Source organism: Streptomyces sp. NPDC001100, from assembly GCF_053598575.1.
This window is the reverse complement of the sequence record NZ_JBSFKO010000001.1, coordinates 272,238-292,991: the sequence shown is the minus strand read 5'-3', so window position 1 is coordinate 292,991 and position 20,754 is coordinate 272,238. Positions and strand designations below refer to the sequence as shown.

General features: G+C 69.8%; 21 protein-coding genes. 15 read left to right on the top strand and 6 right to left on the bottom strand.

From position 1 onward, the window contains the following. Positions 1-166: 166 nt before the first annotated feature. The 9 genes from ACWDEW_RS01330 (at position 167) to pssA (ending at position 11,097) form a co-directional block, all read left to right on the top strand. Positions 167-1,972: a 3-hydroxyacyl-CoA dehydrogenase family protein gene (locus ACWDEW_RS01330; RefSeq protein ID WP_450508437.1), complete on the top strand. Its 1,806-nt coding sequence runs from the start codon at positions 167-169 to the stop codon at positions 1,970-1,972. A gap of 136 nt (positions 1,973-2,108) precedes the next feature. After that, on the top strand, positions 2,109-2,918 hold the full coding sequence (locus tag ACWDEW_RS01325) for a TetR family transcriptional regulator (RefSeq protein ID WP_200711542.1): 810 nt from the start codon (positions 2,109-2,111) through the stop codon (positions 2,916-2,918). Between the two features lie 418 nt (positions 2,919-3,336). Next, positions 3,337-4,680: a crotonyl-CoA carboxylase/reductase gene (gene ccrA, locus ACWDEW_RS01320; RefSeq protein WP_450508435.1), complete on the top strand. Its 1,344-nt coding sequence runs from the start codon at positions 3,337-3,339 to the stop codon at positions 4,678-4,680. A 16-nt stretch (positions 4,681-4,696) separates the two neighbouring features. Beyond that, positions 4,697-6,736, top strand: coding sequence for a protein meaA (locus ACWDEW_RS01315; RefSeq protein ID WP_450508434.1), 2,040 nt, complete (start codon positions 4,697-4,699; stop codon positions 6,734-6,736). After that, positions 6,733-7,704: an HpcH/HpaI aldolase/citrate lyase family protein gene (locus ACWDEW_RS01310; protein WP_317772595.1), complete on the top strand. Its 972-nt coding sequence runs from the start codon at positions 6,733-6,735 to the stop codon at positions 7,702-7,704. Before ACWDEW_RS01315 ends, ACWDEW_RS01310 begins: the two co-directional genes overlap by 4 nt. A gap of 5 nt (positions 7,705-7,709) precedes the next feature. Beyond that, on the top strand, positions 7,710-8,222 hold the full coding sequence (locus ACWDEW_RS01305; RefSeq protein ID WP_124437936.1) for a MaoC family dehydratase: 513 nt from the start codon (positions 7,710-7,712) through the stop codon (positions 8,220-8,222). Between the two features lie 2 nt (positions 8,223-8,224). Then, complete coding sequence (locus ACWDEW_RS01300) at positions 8,225-9,430, top strand: acyl-CoA dehydrogenase family protein (protein WP_450508431.1); 1,206 nt, start codon at positions 8,225-8,227, stop codon at positions 9,428-9,430. 169 nt (positions 9,431-9,599) lie between these two features. Next, the gene (locus tag ACWDEW_RS01295; RefSeq protein WP_033279388.1) at positions 9,600-10,256 is read left to right on the top strand and encodes a phosphatidylserine decarboxylase; all 657 of its coding nucleotides are present in this window, start codon (positions 9,600-9,602) and stop codon (positions 10,254-10,256) included. A 22-nt stretch (positions 10,257-10,278) separates the two neighbouring features. After that, positions 10,279-11,097 carry a CDP-diacylglycerol--serine O-phosphatidyltransferase gene (gene pssA, locus ACWDEW_RS01290; protein WP_450508429.1) on the top strand — a complete coding sequence of 273 codons (819 nt, stop codon included), beginning with the start codon at positions 10,279-10,281 and terminating at the stop codon, positions 11,095-11,097. An 85-nt stretch (positions 11,098-11,182) separates the two neighbouring features. On the opposite strand, the gene ACWDEW_RS01285 is transcribed toward pssA, so the two are convergent. Continuing rightward, positions 11,183-12,301 carry a glycerate kinase gene (locus ACWDEW_RS01285; RefSeq protein ID WP_450508744.1) on the bottom strand — a complete coding sequence of 373 codons (1,119 nt, stop codon included), beginning with the start codon at positions 12,299-12,301 and terminating at the stop codon, positions 11,183-11,185. Positions 12,302-12,491: 190 nt separating this feature from the next. On the opposite strand from ACWDEW_RS01285, the gene ACWDEW_RS01280 reads away from it, so the two are divergent. Further along, a complete protein-coding gene (locus ACWDEW_RS01280; RefSeq protein WP_450508427.1) occupies positions 12,492-13,565 on the top strand; it encodes an ADP-ribosylglycohydrolase family protein in 1,074 nt (357 codons plus the stop codon). Here the strand turns inward: ACWDEW_RS01280 and ACWDEW_RS01275 are convergent. Continuing rightward, a complete protein-coding gene (locus ACWDEW_RS01275; RefSeq protein WP_450508425.1) occupies positions 13,562-13,879 on the bottom strand; it encodes a hypothetical protein in 318 nt (105 codons plus the stop codon). The genes ACWDEW_RS01280 and ACWDEW_RS01275 overlap by 4 nt on opposite strands. A gap of 132 nt (positions 13,880-14,011) precedes the next feature. Between ACWDEW_RS01275 and ACWDEW_RS01270 the strand changes: the two genes are divergently transcribed. Continuing rightward, positions 14,012-14,509: an NUDIX domain-containing protein gene (locus ACWDEW_RS01270; protein ID WP_450508423.1), complete on the top strand. Its 498-nt coding sequence runs from the start codon at positions 14,012-14,014 to the stop codon at positions 14,507-14,509. 27 nt (positions 14,510-14,536) lie between these two features. Here ACWDEW_RS01270 and ACWDEW_RS01265 read toward each other — a convergent pair whose 3' ends face one another. Beyond that, positions 14,537-14,737, bottom strand: coding sequence for a type II toxin-antitoxin system VapB family antitoxin (locus tag ACWDEW_RS01265; protein WP_019071284.1), 201 nt, complete (start codon positions 14,735-14,737; stop codon positions 14,537-14,539). A gap of 66 nt (positions 14,738-14,803) precedes the next feature. On the opposite strand from ACWDEW_RS01265, the gene ACWDEW_RS01260 reads away from it, so the two are divergent. Both ACWDEW_RS01260 and ACWDEW_RS01255 read left to right on the top strand, forming a co-directional pair. After that, positions 14,804-15,115, top strand: a complete 312-nt coding sequence (locus tag ACWDEW_RS01260) for a hypothetical protein (RefSeq protein ID WP_450508420.1) — start codon at positions 14,804-14,806, stop codon at positions 15,113-15,115. Positions 15,116-15,158: 43 nt separating this feature from the next. Then, a complete protein-coding gene (locus ACWDEW_RS01255) occupies positions 15,159-15,887 on the top strand; it encodes an SIR2 family NAD-dependent protein deacylase (RefSeq protein WP_450508418.1) in 729 nt (242 codons plus the stop codon). On the opposite strand, the gene ACWDEW_RS01250 is transcribed toward ACWDEW_RS01255, so the two are convergent. Further along, the gene (locus ACWDEW_RS01250) at positions 15,884-16,369 is read right to left on the bottom strand and encodes a methylated-DNA--[protein]-cysteine S-methyltransferase (protein ID WP_450508416.1); all 486 of its coding nucleotides are present in this window, start codon (positions 16,367-16,369) and stop codon (positions 15,884-15,886) included. The two genes, ACWDEW_RS01255 and ACWDEW_RS01250, sit on opposite strands and share 4 nt — an antisense overlap. Positions 16,370-16,400: 31 nt before the next feature. Beyond that, positions 16,401-17,879, bottom strand: a complete 1,479-nt coding sequence (locus ACWDEW_RS01245; protein WP_450508414.1) for an AlkA N-terminal domain-containing protein — start codon at positions 17,877-17,879, stop codon at positions 16,401-16,403. Between the two features lie 147 nt (positions 17,880-18,026). Here ACWDEW_RS01245 and ACWDEW_RS01240 point away from each other — a divergent pair, with 147 nt between their 5' ends. Together ACWDEW_RS01240 and ACWDEW_RS01235 are read left to right on the top strand one after the other, a co-directional pair. Then, positions 18,027-19,313 (top strand): aminotransferase class I/II-fold pyridoxal phosphate-dependent enzyme, encoded by a 1,287-nt coding sequence (locus tag ACWDEW_RS01240; protein WP_450508412.1) that lies wholly within the window; start codon positions 18,027-18,029, stop codon positions 19,311-19,313. A gap of 113 nt (positions 19,314-19,426) precedes the next feature. Next, complete coding sequence (locus ACWDEW_RS01235; RefSeq protein ID WP_450508410.1) at positions 19,427-19,813, top strand: luciferase domain-containing protein; 387 nt, start codon at positions 19,427-19,429, stop codon at positions 19,811-19,813. Positions 19,814-19,837: 24 nt separating this feature from the next. Here the strand turns inward: ACWDEW_RS01235 and ppk2 are convergent, their stop codons facing one another. Continuing rightward, the gene (gene ppk2 / locus ACWDEW_RS01230; RefSeq protein ID WP_450508408.1) at positions 19,838-20,728 is read right to left on the bottom strand and encodes a polyphosphate kinase 2; all 891 of its coding nucleotides are present in this window, start codon (positions 20,726-20,728) and stop codon (positions 19,838-19,840) included. Positions 20,729-20,754: the final 26 nt, after the last annotated feature.

Sequence of the window (20,754 nt, the reverse complement as noted above, 5' to 3'; positions counted from 1 at the left end):
TGTGCCGCAGTACGACACGGCTTGGGACAGGGCCGGTCGGAACTCTCAACCCGCCGGGCGTGTGCGCTCGTTGCCCGGCACCACCCGCACTCCTTCTCGCACCCCGTGCGCCCCTCGGCGTACGGCGCGCGCTCCCAGTCGTCACCCTCATTCCAGGAGTCCCGCGATGGCAGCTCCCCAGTCCGACGCTCCCCTGTCCCCGTTCAAGACCATTGCCGTCGTCGGCCTCGGCACGATGGGCACCGGCATCACCGAGGTCCTCGCCCGGGCCGGCCGCGAGGTCGTCGGCATCGACGTCAGCGAGGCCGCGACCGCCCACGCCGTCGCCGCCCTGGAGACCGCGACCGCCCACGCCGTGCGACGCGGCCGGCTCACCGAGCAGGAGCGCACCGACGCCCTGGCCCGCGTCCGCACCTCCACCGACCTGCGCGCGGCGGCCGACGCCGACCTCGTCATCGAGGTGGCACCGGAGTCGTACGAGATCAAGCACCAGATCTTCCGTGAGCTGGACGGGATCGTGCGCCCCGAGACGATTCTCGCGACCGGCACGAACGCCCTGTCCGTCACCCGGCTCGCCGCCGACTCGGCGCGGCCGGAGCGGGTGCTCGGCCTGCACTTCTTCAACCCGGCGCCCGCGATGAAGCTGGTCGAGGTGGTCTCCTCGGTGCTGACCGCGCCCACCGCCGTCGCCGCCGTCACCGAGTTGGCCATCGAGCTGGGCAAGGAGCCCGTCGCGGTCGGCGACCGGCCCGGCTTCGTCGCGGACGGGCTGCTGTTCGGCTATCTCAACCAGGCCGCCGCGATGTACGAGGCGAAGTACGCCTCCCGCGAGGACATCGACGCCGCGATGCGGCTCGGCTGCGGGCTCCCCATGGGCCCCCTCGCCCTGCTCGACCTGATCGGCATCGACACCGCGCGCACGGTCCTGGAGGCCATGTACGCCGAGTCCCACGACCGTCTGCACGCCCCCGCGCCGATCCTCAAGCAGCTCAGCGAGGCGGGCCTGACCGGCCGCAAGACGGGCCGCGGCTTCTACTCCTACGAGGCCGAAGGCAGCGCCACGGTCGTGCGGGACGCGCTGACCCCGCCCGAGGGCGCGCGGCTCACCCCCGGCCGTACGGTCCGCTCGGTCGGTGTCGCCGGCTCCGGGACCATGGCGTCGGGTATCGCCGAGGTCTTCGCCAAGGCCGGCTACGACGTGGTCCTCGCCGCCCGCAGCGAGGAGAAGGCGCAGTTCGCCAAGTCCCGTATCGGCAAGTCGCTCTCGCGCTCCGTCGACCGGGGGCGGATGACCGCCGAGGCCGCCGCGGGGACCCTGGAGCGGATCACCCCGGCGGGCTCCTACGACGCGTTCGCGGACGTCGACCTGGCCGTCGAGGCGGTCGCCGAGGACCTGGAGATCAAGCAGCAGCTCTTCGCGACGCTGGACAAGGTCTGCAAGCCGGGCGCGGTCCTGGCGACCACGACCTCGTCGCTTCCGGTCGTCGCGTGCGCCCGCGCCACCTCGCGTCCGCAGGACGTGATCGGCATGCACTTCTTCAACCCGGCACCGGCGATGAAGCTGGTCGAGGTCGTCCGTACGGTGTTGACGGATGTTGACGTCCACTCAACAGTTCACGAGGTCTGCGTCAAGATCAAGAAGCATGCCGTCGACTGTGGTGACCGGGCCGGCTTCATCGTCAATGCACTGCTTTTCCCGTACCTCAACAACGCGATCAAGATGGTGCAGGAACACTATGCGTCTCTTGACGACATTGACGCCGCGATGAAGCTGGGCGGCGGCTACCCGATGGGCCCCTTCGAGCTGCTGGACGTCGTCGGGCTCGATGTCTCCCTGGCGATCGAGAAGGTCCTGCACCGCGAGTTCCGTGACCCGGGCCTCGCTCCGGCGCCGCTCCTGGAGCACCTGGTGGCCGCGGGCTGCCTCGGCCGCAAGACGGGCCGCGGCTTCCGCGAATATGCCCGCCGCTGAGGGATTCGACGACCCGTTCGCGGCCGACGGAGACTGGGGCGGGCTGCTCGATCCCACCGGAGGACCCCTGCCCGCACCGGGCGGGGGAAACCCCCGACGTGCGCGGCAGGCTGCGCACATGCAGTACGTTCGGGTCATGCCCCAGCCCGCCAAGCCCTCACGTACCGCAGCCGCGCCCGACGCACCGGAGAGTGCGGCCGGGAGTCGTGCCGCCGCCCAGCGCCTCAAGATGCGGCGCGAACTGGCGGCGGCGGCGATGGAGCTGTTCGCGACGAAGGGGTACGAGGCGACCACCGTCGACGAGATCGCCGCCGCGGCCGGGGTCGCGCGCCGGACGTTCTTCCGCCACTTCCGCTCCAAGGAAGAGGCGATCTTCCCGGACCACGACGACACCTTGATCCGGGCCGAGGCGGTGCTCAATGCCGCCCCCGCGCACGAGCACCCGCTCGACACGGTGTGCCGGGGCATCAAGGAAGTCATGCGGATGTACGCGGCGCAGCCGGAGATCTCGGTGGCCCGCTACAAGCTGACGCGCGAGGTGCCCACCCTGCGCGAGGCGGAGATCGCGTCGGTGGCCCGCTACGAGCGACTGTTCACGCGCTATCTGCTGGGCCACTTCGACGAGCACGCGCACGACGACGACGCCAACGACGACCCGCTGCTCGCCGAGGTCGCCGCCTCGGCCGTGGTCACCGCCCACAACCACGTGCTGCGGCGCTGGCTGCGGGCCGGCGGCCAGGGCGACGTGGAGGCGCAGCTCGACCACGCCTTCGGGATCGTACGGAAGACCTTCGGCAGCGGCATCGGCGCCGGCCGGACCACGACCCCCAAGCCGGCCACCGCGATGGTGCACCAGCAGGGCGAGGTCCTGGTGACGGTCGCCCGCACCGACGCCCCGCTGGACGAGGTCATGCGGACCATCGAAGAGGCACTCAGGGACCGCTGACCCTCCCTGCCCCGTGTGATGACGGCCACCCTCCGGGGTGGCCGTTTTGGCATGCCAGAGCACCTTTTCACGCAGCTTTCAGACCCCGTTCGATCGATCATCGCTCATTTGTTACGTAAAGATTTCACCTGAGAGCAATTCATGGCACTCGGTGCCTTGCGAGGTGACACGCAGTGTCATACGTTGAAGGTGTCCGGGCGGCCGGCGTACAGAGATCTCCCGTACGTCGGCTGTCCCCGCAACCCACCACTGGGCTGCGCGCCCGGACGCCTGCGTCACAGGCACCCTCCCGCGCCACAAAGCGCTGCCGAAGCACCACCCGCCGAACCGACGGCACCTCTCCACCCACCCTCAGCAGCAGCACCGACGTAACCATCGGCGCCCCTCCCTCAGGGCGCACTCCGCCGGAGGCAACACCGTGACCGTGAAGGACATCCTCGCCGCGATCCAGTCGCCGGACTCGACTCCGGCCGATTTCGCCGCCCTCCCGCTCCCCGAGTCGTACCGCGCGATCACCGTGCACAAGGACGAGACGGACATGTTCGCGGGCCTCAGCACCCGCGACAAGGACCCCCGCAAGTCGATCCACCTGGACGACGTCCCGGTGCCCGAACTCGGCCCGGGCGAGGCCCTGGTGGCCGTGATGGCGTCGAGTGTCAACTACAACTCCGTGTGGACCTCGATCTTCGAGCCGCTGTCGACGTTCGGCTTCCTGGAGCGCTACGGCAAGCTCAGCGAGCTGACCAAGCGGCACGACCTGCCGTACCACATCATCGGTTCCGACCTCGCGGGCGTCGTCCTGCGCACCGGCCCCGGCGTCAACGCCTGGAAGCCCGGTGACGAGGTCGTCGCCCACTGCCTGTCCGTCGAGCTGGAGTCCTCCGACGGGCACAACGACACGATGCTCGACCCCGAGCAGCGGATCTGGGGCTTCGAGACCAACTTCGGCGGGCTCGCCGAGATCGCACTGGTCAAGTCCAACCAGCTGATGCCCAAGCCGGACCACCTGTCCTGGGAGGAGGCCGCCGCTCCGGGACTGGTGAACTCCACCGCCTACCGGCAGCTGGTCTCCCGCAACGGCGCCGGCATGAAGCAGGGCGACAACGTCCTGATCTGGGGCGCGAGCGGCGGACTCGGCTCGTACGCCACGCAGTTCGCGCTCGCGGGCGGCGCCAACCCCATCTGTGTCGTCTCCTCGCCCCAGAAGGCGGACATCTGCCGGGCGATGGGCGCCGAGGCGATCATCGACCGCAACGCCGAGGACTACCGGTTCTGGAAGGACGAGCACAACCAGGACCCGCGCGAGTGGAAGCGGCTCGGCAAGCGGATCCGTGAGCTCACCGGCGGCGAGGACGTCGACATCGTCTTCGAGCACCCGGGCCGCGAGACCTTCGGCGCAAGCGTTTACGTCACCCGCAAGGGCGGCACGATCGTCACCTGCGCCTCGACCTCCGGGTACAACCACGAGTACGACAACCGCTACCTGTGGATGTCCCTGAAGCGGATCATCGGCTCGCACTTCGCCAACTACCGCGAGGCCTGGGAGGCCAACCGGCTGGTCGCCAAGGGCAAGATCCACCCGACGCTCTCCAAGGTGTACTCCCTGGAGGAGACCGGCCAGGCCGCCTACGACGTCCACCGCAACCTCCACCAGGGCAAGGTCGGCGTCCTGTGCCTCGCCCCCGAGGAGGGCCTCGGGGTGCGCGACGAGGAGAAGCGCGCCCAGCACATCGACGCGATCAACCGCTTCCGGAACATCTGAGGACCTGAGGTCATTGATGACTGAGCGTCAGAAAGACCGGCCGTGGCTCATGCGCACGTACGCCGGTCACTCCACGGCAGAGGCGTCCAACGAGCTGTACCGGCGCAACCTCGCCAAGGGCCAGACCGGACTGTCGGTCGCGTTCGACCTGCCGACGCAGACCGGCTACGACTCCGACCACATCCTCGCCCGCGGCGAGGTCGGCCGGGTCGGCGTACCGATCGCGCACCTGGGTGACATGCGCCGCCTTTTCCAGGACATCCCCCTGGACCGGATGAACACCTCGATGACGATCAACGCCACCGCCATGTGGCTGCTGGCGCTCTATCAGGTCGTCGCCGAGGAGCAGGGCGTCGACATCACCCAGCTCCAGGGGACGACCCAGAACGACATCGTCAAGGAGTACCTGTCGCGGGGCACGCACGTGTTCCCGCCGGTCCCCTCGCTCCGGCTGACGACCGACATGATCTGCTACACGGTCAACCACATCCCCAAGTGGAACCCGATCAACATATGCAGCTATCACCTCCAGGAGGCGGGAGCCACACCGGTCCAGGAGATCGCGTACGCGATGTCCACCGCGATCGCCGTCCTGGACGCGGTGTTCGCCTCCGGGCAGATCCCCGAGGACCGCAGGGGCGATGTCGTCGCCCGCATCTCCTTCTTCGTGAACGCGGGCGTCCGCTTCATCGAGGAGATGTGCAAGATGCGCGCCTTCGGCCGCATCTGGGACGAGATCACGCGCGAGCGCTACGGCATCGAGGACCCGAAGCAGCGCCGGTTCCGCTACGGCGTCCAGGTCAACTCCCTCGGGCTGACCGAGGCGCAGCCGGAGAACAACGTCCAGCGGATCGTCCTGGAGATGCTGGCCGTGACGCTGTCGAAGGACGCACGCGCGCGTGCCGTCCAACTCCCGGCGTGGAACGAGGCGTTGGGGCTGCCCCGCCCCTGGGACCAGCAGTGGTCGCTGCGCATGCAACAGGTGCTGGCGTACGAGAGCGACCTGCTGGAGTACGCGGACATCTTCGACGGCTCGCACGTCATCGAGGCGAAGGTGGCCTCCCTCGTCGAGGAGTCCCTCGCCGAGATCGACCGCATCGAGGAGATGGGCGGCGCGATGGCCGCCGTCGAGTCGGGTTATCTGAAGTCGCAGCTCGTGTCCTCGCACGCGGAGCGCCGGGGCCGTATTGAGTCCGGTCAAGAGAAGATCGTCGGCGTCAACATCTTCAACACGACCGAGCCCAATCCACTCACCGCCGACCTCGATCAAGCGATCCAGACGGTCGACCCGGCCGTCGAGGCCCGGGTCATCGCGTCCTTGCAGCACTGGCGCGACACGCGCTACCAGCCGCCGTTCAACCACCCGCGCCCGTGCAAGGCGCTGGAGCGGCTGAAGGAGGCCGCCAAGGGCACCGACAACCTCATGGAGGCCACCCTGGAGTGCGCCCGCGCCGGTGTCACGACCGGCGAGTGGGCCGGGGCCCTGCGCGAGGTGTTCGGCGAGTTCCGGGCGCCCACGGGTGTCTCCTCGGCGCCGGTCGCGGTGCCCGCCGAGGAGGGCTCGGCGATGGCCGGGGTGCGCCACAAGGTGGACGCGACGGCCCGGGACTTGGGCGTGGGCAAACTGCGCTTCCTGGTCGGCAAGCCGGGCCTGGACGGGCACTCCAACGGCGCCGAGCAGATCGCCGTCCGCGCGCGGGACGCCGGCTTCGAGGTGGTGTACCAGGGCATCCGGCTGACCCCGGAGCAGATCGTGGACGCGGCCGTCGCCGAGGACGTGCACGCGGTCGGCCTGTCCATCCTGTCCGGCTCGCACGCCCAGCTGGTGCCGGATGTGCTCGAACGGCTCCGTGTGGCCGGTGCCACAGACATACCTGTCATCGCCGGTGGGATCATCCCCCATGGCGACGCCGAGCAGCTCAGGGCTGCCGGGGTCGCAGCGGTCTTCACCCCGAAGGACTTCGACATCACCGGAATCATCGGCCGCATCGTCGACGAGATCCGGAAGGCGAACAAGCTCGACCCCCTGCTCGACCCCTTGGAGGTCCCCGCATGACCACGCCCGCCCCCGTGAACCGGCTTCGTCCGCGACGCTCCTGCCTCGCGGTCCCGGGAAGCAACCCGCGCTTCCTGGAGAAGGCGCAGGGCCTCCCCGCCGACCAGGTCTTCCTGGACCTGGAGGACGCGTGCGCGCCGCTCGCCAAGCCCGAGGCGCGGCACACCATCGTCAAGTTCCTCAACGAGGGTGACTGGACGGGCAAGACGCGGGTCGTGCGCGTCAACGACTGGACGACCGAGTGGACGTACCGCGATGTCGTGACCGTGGTCGAGGGCGCGGGCCAGAACCTCGACTGCATCATGCTGCCGAAGGTGCAGACGGCCCAGCAGGTCGTCGCCCTGGACCTGCTGCTGACGCAGATCGAGAAGACGATGGGCTTCGAGGTCGGCAAGATCGGCATCGAGGCGCAGATCGAGAACGCGCAGGGCCTCAACAACGTCAACGAGATCGCGACGGCCTCCCAGCGCGTCGAGACAATCATCTTCGGACCGGCCGACTTCATGGCGTCGATCAACATGAAGTCGCTGGTCGTGGGCGAACAGCCGCCCGGCTACCCGGCGGACGCCTACCACTACATCCTGATGAAGATCCTGATGGCCGCCCGCGCCAACAACCTCCAGGCGATCGACGGTCCTTACCTCCAGATCCGCAACATCGACGGCTACCGCGCGGTCGCCCAGCGCGCCGCCGCGCTCGGCTTCGACGGCAAGTGGGTGCTGCACCCGGGCCAGGTCGAGGCGTCCAACGAGATCTTCTCGCCGTCCCAGGAGGACTTCGACCACGCCGAGTTGATCCTGGACGCGTACGACTACTACACGTCCGAGGCCGGCGGCAAGAAGGGCTCGGCGATGCTCGGCGACGAGATGATCGACGAGGCCAGCCGCAAGATGGCGCTGGTCATCTCGGGCAAGGGCCGGGCCGCCGGCATGGAGCGCACGTCCAAGTTCGAAGCCCCGGAGGCCTGAGCACCATGCAGTTCGGACGCACCTACGAGGAGTTCGAGGTCGGCGCGGTCTACAAGCACTGGCCCGGGAAGACCGTCACGGAGTACGACGACCACCTCTTCTGTCTCCTGACGATGAACCACCACCCGCTCCACATGGACGCCAACTACGCCGAGAACACGACGGACTTCGGCAAGAACGTGGTGGTCGGCAACTACATCTACTCGCTGCTGCTGGGCATGTCCGTGCCGGACGTGTCGGGCAAGGCGATCGCCAACCTGGAGATCGAGTCGCTGAAGCACGTGGCGCCGACCTTCCACGGGGACACGATCTACGGCGAGACGACGGTCCTCGACAAGACGCCCTCGAAGTCGAAGAACGACCGCGGGATCGTCCACGTCGAGACCAAGGGCTACAAGCAGGACGGCACGCTGGTCTGCGTGTTCCGCCGCAAGGTGATGGTGCCGACCGAGACGTACATCAAGGAGCGCGGCGGCGAGCAGCCCGGCCGCCCCCAGCTCAAGGAGCAGGAGAAGTAGCCATGGCGCGACTCGCCCAGACCGCCGGTCTCACCGACATCCAGCGGGAAATCCTGTCCACCGTCCGCGACTTCGTGGACAAGGAGATCCTCCCGGTCGCCACCGAGCTGGAGCACCGCGACGAGTATCCGCAAGCGATCGTCGACGGGCTCAAGGAGTTGGGCCTCTTCGGCCTGATGATCCCGGAGGAGTACGGCGGCCTGGGCGAGTCGTTGCTGACGTACGCCCTCTGCGTGGAGGAGATCGCGCGCGGCTGGATGTCGGTCTCCGGGATCATCAACACCCACTTCATCGTGGCGTACATGCTCAAGCAGCACGGGACGCAGGAGCAGAAGGAGCACTTCCTGCCGCGCATGGCGGCGGGCGACATCCGGGGCGCGTTCTCCATGTCGGAGCCGGCGCTCGGTTCGGACGTCTCGGCGATCACGTCGAAGGCGGTGAAGGACGGTGACGAGTACGTCCTGAACGGCCAGAAGATGTGGCTGACGAACGGCGGTACGTCGTCGCTCGTGGCCGTCCTGGTGCGCAGTGACGAAGGGCACCCCGAGGGCACCGCGCCGCACAAGTCGATGACGACCTTCCTGGTGGAGAAGGAGCCCGGTTTCGGTGAGGTCCGGCCCGGTCTCACCATCCCCGGGAAGATCGACAAGATGGGCTACAAGGGCGTCGACACCACCGAGTTGATCATGGACGGCCTGCGCATCCCGGCCGACCGGGTGCTCGGCGGCGAAACCGGCCGAGGTTTTTACCAAATGATGGACGGAGTCGAGGTCGGCCGCGTGAATGTGGCGGCGCGTGGCTGCGGCGTCGCTCAGCGTGCCTTCGAACTGGGCGTCTCCTACGCGCAGCAGCGCCACACGTTCGGGAAGCCGATCGCCCAGCACCAGGCGATCCAGTTCAAGCTGGCGGAGATGGCCACCAAGGTCGAGGCCGCCCATGCGATGATGGTGAATGCGGCACGCAAAAAGGACTCCGGCGAACGAAACGACCTTGAAGCAGGGATGGCGAAGTACCTCGCCTCCGAGTACTGCAAGGAGGTCGTGGAGGACGCCTTCCGGATCCACGGCGGGTACGGATTCTCCAAGGAGTACGAGATCGAACGCCTTTACCGCGAGGCGCCGATGCTGTTGATCGGCGAAGGTACCGCCGAAATCCAGAAAATGATCATCGGGCGCAGGCTGCTCGAAGAGTATCGATTCCAGGGCTGATTGTCCGTTTCGGGGTGTTTTCTTCGAGAAGAAGATCACACCCCGTCAACGCTCTTCAGCCGCCGACTCGACTTACTGGCTTAGCCAGTTGTGGCCCGCGACCGGTACGATCCCGGGAAAGCCGCCGTCCCCCGTTACAGTGCGGCATCATCCGCTACGAAGGTCATCCATGCCCCACAGCCAAACCTCTGCACCACGCGACAGCCTGGCGGGCGTACGCCTCGCGCGCGGAGCATCGCCGTGGCTCCTGCCGACCGTCGCCACCGCAGCCCTCAGCCTGGTACGTGCGCGCAAGTCCGGCGCCGCCAAGGCCGTGGCCGTACCCGCCACCGCGCTCGCGGCGGGCATGCTGTGGTTCTTCCGCGACCCCGAGCGCGAGATCACCCAGGGCCGGGTCATCTCGCCCGCCGACGGTGTGGTGCAGAGCATCATGCCGTGGAAGGACGGTCGCACCCGCGTCGCCATCTTCATGAGCCCGCTGAACGTCCACGTCAACCGCGCGCCGCTCTCCGGCACGGTGACGTCGGTCGAGCACATCCCGGGTGGTTTCGTTCCCGCGTTCAACAAGGAGAGCGAGAACAACGAGCGGGTCGTCTGGCACTTCGACACCGAGCTCGGTGACATCGAGATGATCCAGATCGCCGGCGCCGTCGCCCGCCGCATCGTCCCCTACGTCCCGCAGGGCACGAAGGTCGAGCAGGGCGAGCGCATCGGACTGATCCGCTTCGGTTCGCGTGTCGACATCTACCTCCCCGAGGGTGTCGACGTGGACGTGGAGGTCGGTCAGAAGACGGTGGCTGGGGTGACTCGCATTGACCGTGGTTGATCCGGAGACACAGGCGGGCTGGGTGCCCGAGGCCGATGAGGTGGACGACGAGGAGGAGATGCCTCTTTCTCTCCGCCTCTCAATAGCGGACACCCTCACCCTCGGCAACGCCACCTGCGGCTTCATGGCGGTGTACTTCACCACCACCGGCATCCTGATCCCGCACCTGACGGGCAACGACGAGTCGACCGGCATGGCCCGCCACAGCGCGGCCACCGCGGTCATCCTGATGCTGTGCGCGGCGGTCTTCGACCTCTTCGACGGCCTCGTCGCCCGCAAGCTGCGCTCCTCCCCCATGGGCGCGGAGCTGGACAACCTGTCGGACCTGATCAGCTTCGGCCTCGCACCGGCGTACTTCGTCCTCGTCTACGGCATGGTCGCGGACGACGCGCACCAGAGAGTGGCCGCGGTCGGCGCGATCGTGGTGCTGCTGGCGGTGGTGCTGAGACTGGCGCGCTTCTCCTGTGTGACCCCGCCGAACGGCATGTTCCAGGGCATGCCCTCCCCGTTCGGCGCGCTGACGGTGGTCTCGATCGTGCTCCTTGAGCTGCCCTTCGCGGCGACCCTCATGGCGATCCTCGGCACCGCCTGGCTGATGGTGAGCCGCGTCGAGTACCCGAAGCCGCGCGGTCGCCTCGCGGTGGCGATGCTGGCCTGGATCGTCCTGTCGATGGGCCTGCTGGCATCCTGGGCGTTCGACGCCCCGGGTGGTCAGCTGCTCCTGCAGACGGGCTGCGCGCTCCAGTTGGTCATGGGCGCGGTGATCCCGCTGTTCGCGACGGCCCGCCGGGTGAACAACTTCCGCGGCAACCGGCGTGAGGCGCGAGCGGCGCAGCCGTAGCGGTCGTAGCAGCCGCGGTAGCAGACAAAAACGAAGGTCCCCGAGCCAAATGGCTCGGGGACCTTCGGCGTTCCTCGGGCGGGGCTCAGACCAGGAAGTCCCGGGCGATGTTCTCCGCCACCCGTTCCAGGATCGGGCCCGCGTCGGCGATGCACTTCACGACGTCCGGTTCGACGGCCGTGAGGGGGTAGGCGCGGCGGATGCCCGCGTGGCCGAGGGCCTGTGGGGGCAGGGCGAGGCGGCCGCAGACGGCGACGACCTCCTTGCCCTCCGCGCGGGCCGCCGCGGCGACGCCGGCCGGGGCCTTGCCGTGCAGGGTCTGTTCGTCGAGGGAGCCCTCGCCGGTGATGACGAGGGTGGCGCCCTCCAGGGCGGAGGCGAAACCGAGGACGTCGAGCATGACCTCGATGCCGGGGCGGAAGCGGGCTCCGAGGAGGAGGGCGCCGTAGCCGATGCCGCCGGCCGCGCCCGCGCCGGGTGCGACGGCGTACTCGGCGGCCCTGGTGCCGATCGTCTCCTCCAGGATCTTCGCGTAGTGGCCGAGGGCCGCGTCGAGGGCGTCCACGTCGTCCGGTGCAGCGCCCTTCTGGGGGCCGTAGACCGCGGCGGCGCCCTTGGGGCCGGTGAGCGGGTTGTCGACGTCGCTGGCGAGGACGAGGGCTACGGAGGCGAGGCGCGGGTCGAGGCCGGAGAAGTCGGCCGAGGCCAGCTCGCTCAGGCCGCCGCCGCCCGGGGGCACTGGTTCGCCGTCCGCGTCCAGGAAGCGGGCGCCGAGCGCGGAGAGCATGCCCGCGCCACCGTCCGTGGTGGCGCTGCCGCCGACGCCGAACACGATCGTCCGGGCGCCCGCGTCGAGCGCGGTCCTGAGCAGCTCGCCCGAGCCGTACGTCGAGGAGGTCAGCGGGGCGAAGACGCCCTTGGGCAGGCGTTGCAGCCCGCTGGCCTCGGCCATCTCCACGACGGCCGTGTCGCCGCGGACCGCGAAGGCCGCGGTGACCTCGTCGCCGAGGGGGCCCGCGACCCGTATCTCCCGTCGCTCGAACCCGGCCGCGACGGCCGCGTCCACCGTGCCGTCGCCGCCGTCGGCGACCGGCATCGTCGCGACCTCCAGATCGGGTACGACCCGGCGCAGCCCGGCCGTCACCCGCTCGGCGACCTGCACGGCCGTCAGCGACCCCTTGAACTTGTCCGCGGCGACGAGCACCCTGTGGGTGCCCCTCTGTGCAGCGTCCGCCACCTTGCGATCCCCTTGCTCTACGGGCCCTTGAGGGCCAGTCGCGCCGCTGCGACCTTAACCGCCGGACGCCCTCGCCGTCATGCGCCGCCCGAACGCTGGGACCGGGCTGAGCGCCCCCTGTGCCACTGCCCCGTCCGGAATCGGGTACACCGGAGACATGACCCCAGTGCGCACCGAACCGGCACTCGCGGACCGCATCCTCGGGGGCTGGCTGGGCCGGATCGCGGGCAACATGCTCGGCAAGCCGGTCGAGCAGGGCGACCTGTGGACCCGCGACCGCATCGACCGCTACCTCCGGCGGGCCGCCGCCCTGCCGCTCACCGACTACCTGCCCGAGCCGGCCGGCGAGGACGACGGAGTCGAGCTGCGCCCCGAGTGGCAGCGGTGCGTGCGCGGCCGCATCCACGGCAGCTGCCGTGACGACGACGTCGACTACGCCGTCCTCGGCCTCGACCTCCTGGAGACCCACGGCTTCGGCTTCAGCACCGAGCAGGTCGGCGAACTGTGGCTGCTGCGTCTGCCGTACCTCCAGACCTACACGGCCGAGCGCGCCGCCTACCGCAACCTCGCGAACGGACTCAAGCCGCCGCTGACGGCCACGTACGACAACCCGTACCAGGAGTGGATCGGCGCCCTGATCCGCGCCGACATCTACGGCTGGACCAGCCCGGGCGCCCCGCGCCGAGCGGCTCAACTGGCGCGCCGGGATGCCGTGTTGTCGCACTCCGGGAACGGTGTCTACGGCGCGATGTGGGCCGCCGCGCTGATCTCGGCGGCGTTCACCGCGCCGACCGTGCGGCACGCGCTGGACACGGCGCTGACCGTGATCCCGCCGGGCTGCCGCCTCGCGCGCACCGTGCGCCGGGTACTCACGCTGCACGAGACCCGGATGACCTGGGAGGACACACTCACCACACTCTCCGAGGAGACCGCGGGCCTCGGCTGGATCCACACGATCCCCAACGCGGCCGTCCTGACCGCCGGACTCCTGTACGGCGACGGGGACTTCACCCGCACCATCACGCTCACCGTCCGCGGTGGCCTCGACACCGACTCGAACGGCGCGACGGCTGGTTCGGTCGCCGGGGTGCTGAACGGCGCCGAGGCGATCCCGGGGCAGTGGAAGGACCCGCTCGAAGACACCGTGCGCAGTGCGGTGTTCGGGTTCGACGGAGTGCGGATCAGTGAACTGGCCGAGCGGACCGTGCGGTTGGCGGTCGCGGACCGCTAGACGGCCCCGTGCTCGATGAGACTCCGGGCGCAGTCGAGGACCGCCTCACGCGCGGGGCGCGGTTCCCAGCCGAGGACGCGGCGCGCCTTCTCCGTGCTGTGGCGGTTGCGACGGCCGAGCGCGGGGGTGATCTCGCGGAGGGACCGGTCCAGGAAGCGGGCGGCGAGGCGGACGGCGAAGTCCGGGAGGCGGCGCGTGGAGACGGTACGGCCGTACTCGCCGAGGCCGTCGCGCAGGGTGCGTGCGATGTCCTCCATCCACACGAACTCCCCGGTGACCAGGAAGCGTTGACCGGCCGCGGCCGGTGAGGTCATCGCGGGTGACATCGAGGTGTCGTTCGTACGGCTCGCGGTGCAGGAGGCGCCCTGGCTGAGCCTGGTCTGTCACTTCCCGGAGCCGGGCAGCGAGTCGGAGAGGCGGCTGCGCGGGCTGGTTACCCTTCCTGAATGACCACCACGCCAGACTTCGCCACGTACCTCGCGGGTCTCCCCCGCATCATCGCCGGGGCCGCCGCGCTCTTCCGCGACACCGAGGGCAACGTCCTGCTCGTCGAGCCCAACTACCGTGAGGGCTGGGCCCTTCCGGGCGGCACCATCGAGTCGGACGACGGCGAGACACCGCGCCAGGGCGCGCGCCGCGAGACGCTGGAGGAGATCGGCCTCGACGTCGAACTCGGCCGGCTGCTCGCCGTCGACTGGATCTACCACGGACCGGAATACCCGCCGCTGGTGGCCTACCTCTACGACGGCGGTGTCCTCACCGCGAACGACCTCAAGTCGATCCGCCTCCAGGAGGAGGAACTCCTGTCCTGGCGCCTCGTCCCGCGCACGGAACTCACCGAGTACCTGCCGGGTTCCCTGGGGCTTCGGGTCCTGGTCGGCCTCGATGTGCTGGCGGAGGGTGCGGGGACGGCGGAGCTGGAGAACGGACGGCGGGTGGGCTGAGCCCCTTCCCGACTGCCCCGCCGGCTCTCAGCCCTCGACCTCGCGGGGCTTCACGTCCACCTCGCGCCGCGCGTCGTCGCGTGCCTCGGCCCTGGCCTCGGTGCGGTGGCCGCGCTGGATGTAGTCGCGGACGACGAGCTCGACGGCGTCCTGCGGGTTGCTCACGCCGGCAAGGACCATGACTTCCACGACGAGCGCTGCGTCGAGCGAGACGTTCACCTTGGCCATGCGTGGACGCTAGCACCCGACGGCGCGCCCCGAACATCCGCACGAGGCAAGGAGCCCACCGCACCGATGACCAGTCCTACCCCCGTGGACGACGACCGCGGTTGCCTGCGTCTGGTCCTCGCCGTACCGCTCGTCCTGCTCACCCTCGCCGCCGCGCTGGGCTGCTGGACGGCGCTGACCATCCGCCCGTCCGGGCCCTGGGACGACGACGCGTACGCCGGGATCGTCCTCTCGTGCGTCCTCGCGATGGGTGCCGCCGGCGCGGTGGCGGCGGTGTGCTCGCTGCCGTCCGTGCGGCGGATCACGGGCTGGTGGTGGACCGGCCCGGCCGTACCGGCCGGCGCGATCGCGGCGATCCGATGGGCGACGAGCGGCTGATATCCGTTCGCCTCCCGCCGCCCGGGCGACCTACCCTCGGCCCATGAACAAGCCTCTCGTCGCCCTCCTGAGTGGCGCGGGCATCTCCACCGACTCCGGGATCCCCGACTACCGTGGTCCCAACGGGCTGTGGCGGCGGGATCCCGAGGCCGAGAAACTCGTGACGTACGAGTACTACATGGGCGACCCGGAGATCCGGCGCCGGTCCTGGCAGATGCGGCGCGACAACCGCGCGCTCCAGGCCGAGCCGAACGCCGCGCACCGGGCGGTCGTCGAGCTGGAGAAGTCCGGCGTACCCGTGCGGGTGATCACGCAGAACGTCGACGGGCTCCACCAGCTCGCCGGCCTGCCCGCTCGCAAGGTGCTCGAACTGCACGGCACCGCACGGGAGTTCAGCTGCACCGGATGCCATGCGCGCGGGCCGATGCAGGACGCCCTCGCCCGGGTCGCGGCCGGTGAGGCGGATCCGCCGTGCCTGGAGTGCGGCGGGATCCTGAAGTCGGCGACCGTCTTCTTCGGCGAGCGGCTCGACCCCGTCGTCCTCGGCGAGGCCGCCGCCATCGCCAAGGCATGCCAGGTCTTCATCGCCGTCGGGAGCAGTCTGCAGGTGCAGCCCGCCGCGGGGCTCGCCGGTGTCGCCGCCGACCACGGGGCCCGGCTGATCATCGTCAACGCCGAGCCCACGCCCTACGACGAACTCGCCGACGAGGTCGTACGGGAGCCGATCGGGACGGCTCTGCCCGAGCTTCTGCGGACCCTGCGGGGCAGCTAGAAGAGCGCCGCCCCGCTCTCGAAGTCCAGCAGCCGCTGCTTGCGGTCCAGGCCGCCGCCGTAGCCCGTGAGGCTGCCGTTCGCGCCGACGACCCGGTGGCAGGGGACGATGATCCCGATGGGGTTCTTGCCGTTGGCGAGGCCGACCGCGCGGGAGGCGCCCGGGTTGCCGAGGGCGTCGGCGAGGTCGCCGTAGGAGCGGGTCTCGCCGTAGGGGATGCGGCGGAGCTGGTCCCAGACCGTGCGCTGGAACGGGGTTCCGTGCAGGCGCAGTTCGAGGGTGAACTCCTTCAACTCGCCAGCGAAATAGGCCTGTAGTTGTGCGGTCGCCTCGGTGAAGGGGGTGTCGTCCGGGGTGCCGAAGTTCTCCTCCGGGGGACGGTGGCGCTGGTCGACCATGTAGAGGCCGCAGAGGGTGCCGTCGTCGTCCGCGACGAGGGTCAGTGGGCCGTAGGGGCTGTCGATCACGGTGTGGTGCTTCATGTCGTCCGTACTCCGCTTGTCTGCGATTCCCTTATGCGGGGAGGAAGTTGATCGGGTGGGTGTCGGTCGCCCACAGGTACTGGACCGCGTACGCCCGCCAGGGCCGCCAGGCCGCCGCCCGTGCGGTGAGCGCGGCGGGGGTCGACGGGAGGCCCAACTCCTGGGCGGCGCGCCGGATTCCGAGGTCGGTGGGGAGGAAGGCGTCGGGGTCGCCGAGGGCGCGCATGGCGATGACGTCGACCGTCCAGGGGCCGAAGCCGGGGAGGGACAGGAGCTGGGCTCGTGTCTGCGTCCAGTCGCTCTCCACTCCCAAGTGGAGTGTTCCGTCGGCCAGTTGGGTGATCAGGGTGGTGAAGGTGGTGCGGCGGGTGTGCGGCATCGCCAGGGATTCGGGAGCCACCGCCGCCAGTGCCTCGGGGGACGGGAAGAGGTGGGTCAGGCCGCCCCCGGGGTCGTCGACCGGTTCGCCGTGGGCGGTGACCAGGCGGGCCGCGTGGGTGCGGGCCGCCGCCGTGGAGACCTGCTGGCCGAGTACGGCCCGTACGGCGAACTCGGCCTCGTCGACCGTCCGCGGGACGCGTCGGCCCGGCGCCTTGTCCACCAGCGGCGCCAGTACGGGATCGGTTCGCAGCTGGTCGTCCACCGCGACCGGATCCGCGTCCAGGTCGAGCATGCGGCGGCAGCGGCTGATGGCCACCGGCAGGTCGCGCAGGTCGCTGAGGGTGAGGCGGCAGGCGATGTGGTCGGAACGGGGGGTGAGGGACGCGATGCCGTGGCCGTAGGGGAGGCGGAGGGTGCGGCGGTACGCGCCGTCCCGCCACTCCTCCACTCCCGGTACGGCGGTCGCCGCCAGGTGGCCGAAGAGGTTGTCGGGGTTGAGCGGGGCGCGGAACGGCAGGCGGAGGGTGAGCGTGCCGGGGGTGAGGACGGTCGTCCTCGGGCGCCTGTTGCGCAACTCGCTCGGCGTCAGCGCGAAGACCTCGCGCACGGTGTCGTTGAAGGTGCGGATCGAGGAGAAGCCGGCGGCGAAGGCGATCTCCGCCATCGGGAGCGCGGTCGTCTCGATCAACAGCCTTGCCGTCTGGGCGCGTTGGGCGCGGGCCAGGGCGAGCGGACCGGCGCCGAGTTCGGCGAGGAGCTGGCGTTCGATCTGCCGGGTGCTGTAGCCGAGGCGCGCGGCGAGGCCGGGGACGCCCTCGCGGTCCACGGTTCCGTCGGCGATCAGGCGCATCGCGCGGGCGACCAGGTCGGCCCGCTGGTTCCACTCCGGGGAGCCGGGGCTGGTGTCCGGGCGGCAGCGCTTGCAGGCGCGGAACCCCGCCTGCTGGCAGGCCGCCGCGCTCGGGTAGAACGTCATGTTCTCGGGCTTGGGCGGTACGACCGGGCAGCTGGGCCGGCAGTAGATGCGGGTGGTGAGGACGGCCGTGAAGAACCAGCCGTCGAAGCGCGCGTCCTTGGACTGGACCGCGCGCACGCAGCGCTCCGTGTCGGTGTGCATCCCGTTCTGCATGTGTCCAGCATCCGATACGGTCCGGTCCGGGGCTGGCGGGAATCCGACATCGACGTCGCGTGGCCTGGCCCTCGTCCGGGTCCGTGCGGGTGGAGGCCGGGCTTATCGGTTTGTGGTGCGAGACGCGGCTTTGTAGCGTCGACCTCCGTGACCCCTCCCTCACCCTCGCACAGCGCCGATTCCCTCCCGGCCCGCCTCGACGCGGCCCGGAGCGACTACGAAGCCCTCCTCACGAAGAAGCTGTCGCTCGACCTCACTCGCGGCAAGCCCTCCGCGCGACAGCTCGACCTCTCCGCCGAACTGCTCTCGCTGCCCGACGGCCGCTACACCGCCGCCGACGGCACGGACTGCCGCAACTACGGTGGCGCGGACGGGCTGTTGGAGCTCCGGAAGATCTTCTCCGGGTTCCTCCAGGTACCGGCCGGGCAACTGCTCGCCGTGGGCAACTCCAGCCTGGAGCTGATGCACGACTGCCTGGTGCACGCGCTGCTCGGCACGCTTCCCGGGGCCGCGCGCCGCTGGGCCGACGAGGAGCGGATCGCGTTCCTGTGCCCGGTCCCCGGCTACGACCGGCACTTCGCGCTGTGCGAGCGGTTCGGCATCGAGATGATCCCGGTGCCGATGACCGCCGAGGGTCCCGACCTGGACGTGGTGGAGCGGCTGGTCGCCGAGGACCCGGCGGTCAAGGGCATCTGGTGCGTGCCCAAGTACAGCAACCCGGACGGCACTTGCTACAGCGACGAGGTCGTACGACGGCTCGCCGCGATGCCGACGGCGGCCCCCGACTTCCGGATCTTCTGGGACAACGCCTACGCCGTGCACCACCTCACCGACGAGGAGGTGGAGATCGCCGACATCCTCGTGGCCTGCTCCGACAGCGGGCACCCCGACCGGGTCTTCGTCTTCGGCTCCACCTCGAAGATCACGCTGGCCGGTGCGGGCGTGGCGTTCTTCGGCTCGTCCCCGGCCAACGTGGCCTGGCTGCGCGGCTGCAGCGCGAAGCGTTCCATCGGACCCGACAAGGTCAACCAGCTGCGGCACGCGATGTTCCTGCGCGATCCCGAGGGGGTGCGCGCCCATATGCGCAAGCACCGCGAGCTGCTGCGGCCGAAGTTCGACACCGTGCTGCGCATCCTCGCCGACCGGCTGGGAGACACCGGTCTCGCCACCTGGTCCACGCCCAGGGGCGGTTACTTCATCACCCTCGACGTCCCCGACGGCTGCGCCCGCGAGGTGGTGCGCCGCGCGGCGGACGCCGGGCTCGCCCTCACGCCGGCGGGCGCCACCCATCCGTACGGCGACGATCCCCGGGACCGTACGATCCGGATCGCCCCGTCCTTCCCGGACGCCTCGGAGATCGAGGAGATCATCGACGGGGTGGCCACCTGTGTACGGCTCGTGGGCTACGAAAAGCTGGTGGCGGACGCGAGTTGACCCGGCGCGAGGCACCGCACACCGGATGCTCCACAGGTGTGCGGTACCTCACGCGCCGGTTACAAATCGCTCAACCTCTGGTTGCGAGGCGGTGAGCAGTCCACGATGGGCACATGACCCTGGCCGAGAGAGCCATGCAGCGACTGACAGGCTGGCCCGACCTCGTTCCGGGTCCGGCCAGCTGCGGCACGGGGCGGGCGCTGCGGTCCGTGCACAGCGAGATCGTGCATTTCCACTCCGACCACGACGTGGACCTGCATCTCACCGTCGGGGCCATCCTCCGGTTCCATCATGATCTCAGCGAGTCGACGGCGATCCGGATCATCCCCGGCTCCCGCTGGGTGACCGTCCACCTGGACTGCGAGACGGACGTCGACCTGCTGCTGAGCCTGGTCAGCGTCGCCCTCAAGGCACACGCGGGCGGGCCCCCTGCCGGGAACCCGCCCATGACCGGCTGCAACTTCCACCGGGTGACACTCGTGCCGCGGGACGGCGACTAGGACCGGTCCAAAAGGACCTCGCCCCTAGAACACCGCCGCCGTGTCGTCCTCCCCCGCCTCCAGCAAGGTCGCCGCCGCGCCCACGATGCGCGGGTCGGGGCTGCCGACGACCTCCTCGTCCTTGTCGGCGTAGTCGAAGCGGGCCAGCACGCTGCGCATGGCCTCGACGCGGGCCCGCTTCTTGTCGTTGCTCTTCACCACGGTCCAGGGGGCCTGCTCGGTGTCGGTCTCCCGGAACATGGCGACCTTGGCGGCCGTGTAGTCGTCCCAGCGGTCCAGGGACTCCAGGTCCATCGCGCTGAGCTTCCACTGCCGTACGGGATCCACCTGGCGGATCGTGAACCGGGTGCGCTGTTCACCCTGTGAGACGGAGAACCAGAACTTGATCAGGTCGATGCCGTCGTCCGCCAGCATCCGCTCGAACAGCGGGGCCTGGCGCATGAAGCGGCGGTACTCGTCGTCCGAGCAGAACCCCATCACGCGCTCCACGCCGGCCCGGTTGTACCAGGACCGGTCGAACAGCACGATCTCGCCCGCAGTCGGCAGATGCTGGACGTAGCGCTGGAAGTACCACTGACCGCTCTCGCGCTCGCTCGGCTTCTCCAGGGCGACCACACGGGCGCCGCGCGGGTTCAGGTGCTCGGTGAACCGCTTGATCGTGCCGCCCTTGCCGGCCGCGTCCCGCCCCTCGCAGACGATGACGAGCCGGCGGCCGGTCTCCTTGATCCAGCGCTGCAGCTTCAGCAGTTCGATCTGCTGGAGCCGCTTGTGCCAGTCGTACTCCTTGCGCTCCATGCGCTGTTCGTACGGGTAGTTCTCGCGCCAGGTGTCCACCGGGCTGCCGTCGGGCCGGATCAGCACCGGGTCGTCCTGGTCCGTGTAGTCGACGCGCAGCCCCGACAACAGTTCGGTCATCCCGGCCTCCTTCTCGATGTGTTCGG

Bases quoted from the DNA above. Each gene is read 5' to 3' on its own strand.
- ACWDEW_RS01275 (WP_450508425.1), bottom strand. From the start codon at position 13,879: ATGACCTCACCGGCCGCGGCCGGTCAACGCTTCCTGGTCACCGGGGAG.
- ACWDEW_RS01295 (WP_033279388.1), top strand. From the start codon at position 9,600: ATGCCCCACAGCCAAACCTCTGCACCACGCGACAGCCTGGCGGGCGTA.
- ACWDEW_RS01270 (WP_450508423.1), top strand. From the start codon at position 14,012: ATGACCACCACGCCAGACTTCGCCACGTACCTCGCGGGTCTCCCCCGC.
- ppk2 (WP_450508408.1), bottom strand. From the start codon at position 20,728: ATGACCGAACTGTTGTCGGGGCTGCGCGTCGACTACACGGACCAGGAC.
- ACWDEW_RS01330 (WP_450508437.1), top strand. From the start codon at position 167: ATGGCAGCTCCCCAGTCCGACGCTCCCCTGTCCCCGTTCAAGACCATT.
- ACWDEW_RS01325 (WP_200711542.1), top strand. From the start codon at position 2,109: ATGCCCCAGCCCGCCAAGCCCTCACGTACCGCAGCCGCGCCCGACGCA.
- ACWDEW_RS01260 (WP_450508420.1), top strand. From the start codon at position 14,804: ATGACCAGTCCTACCCCCGTGGACGACGACCGCGGTTGCCTGCGTCTG.
- ACWDEW_RS01280 (WP_450508427.1), top strand. From the start codon at position 12,492: ATGACCCCAGTGCGCACCGAACCGGCACTCGCGGACCGCATCCTCGGG.
- ACWDEW_RS01250 (WP_450508416.1), bottom strand. From the start codon at position 16,369: ATGAAGCACCACACCGTGATCGACAGCCCCTACGGCCCACTGACCCTC.
- ACWDEW_RS01255 (WP_450508418.1), top strand. From the start codon at position 15,159: ATGAACAAGCCTCTCGTCGCCCTCCTGAGTGGCGCGGGCATCTCCACC.
- ACWDEW_RS01265 (WP_019071284.1), bottom strand. From the start codon at position 14,737: ATGGCCAAGGTGAACGTCTCGCTCGACGCAGCGCTCGTCGTGGAAGTC.
- ACWDEW_RS01315 (WP_450508434.1), top strand. From the start codon at position 4,697: ATGACTGAGCGTCAGAAAGACCGGCCGTGGCTCATGCGCACGTACGCC.
- ACWDEW_RS01300 (WP_450508431.1), top strand. From the start codon at position 8,225: ATGGCGCGACTCGCCCAGACCGCCGGTCTCACCGACATCCAGCGGGAA.
- ACWDEW_RS01310 (WP_317772595.1), top strand. From the start codon at position 6,733: ATGACCACGCCCGCCCCCGTGAACCGGCTTCGTCCGCGACGCTCCTGC.
- ACWDEW_RS01235 (WP_450508410.1), top strand. From the start codon at position 19,427: ATGACCCTGGCCGAGAGAGCCATGCAGCGACTGACAGGCTGGCCCGAC.
- ACWDEW_RS01305 (WP_124437936.1), top strand. From the start codon at position 7,710: ATGCAGTTCGGACGCACCTACGAGGAGTTCGAGGTCGGCGCGGTCTAC.
- ACWDEW_RS01245 (WP_450508414.1), bottom strand. From the start codon at position 17,879: ATGCAGAACGGGATGCACACCGACACGGAGCGCTGCGTGCGCGCGGTC.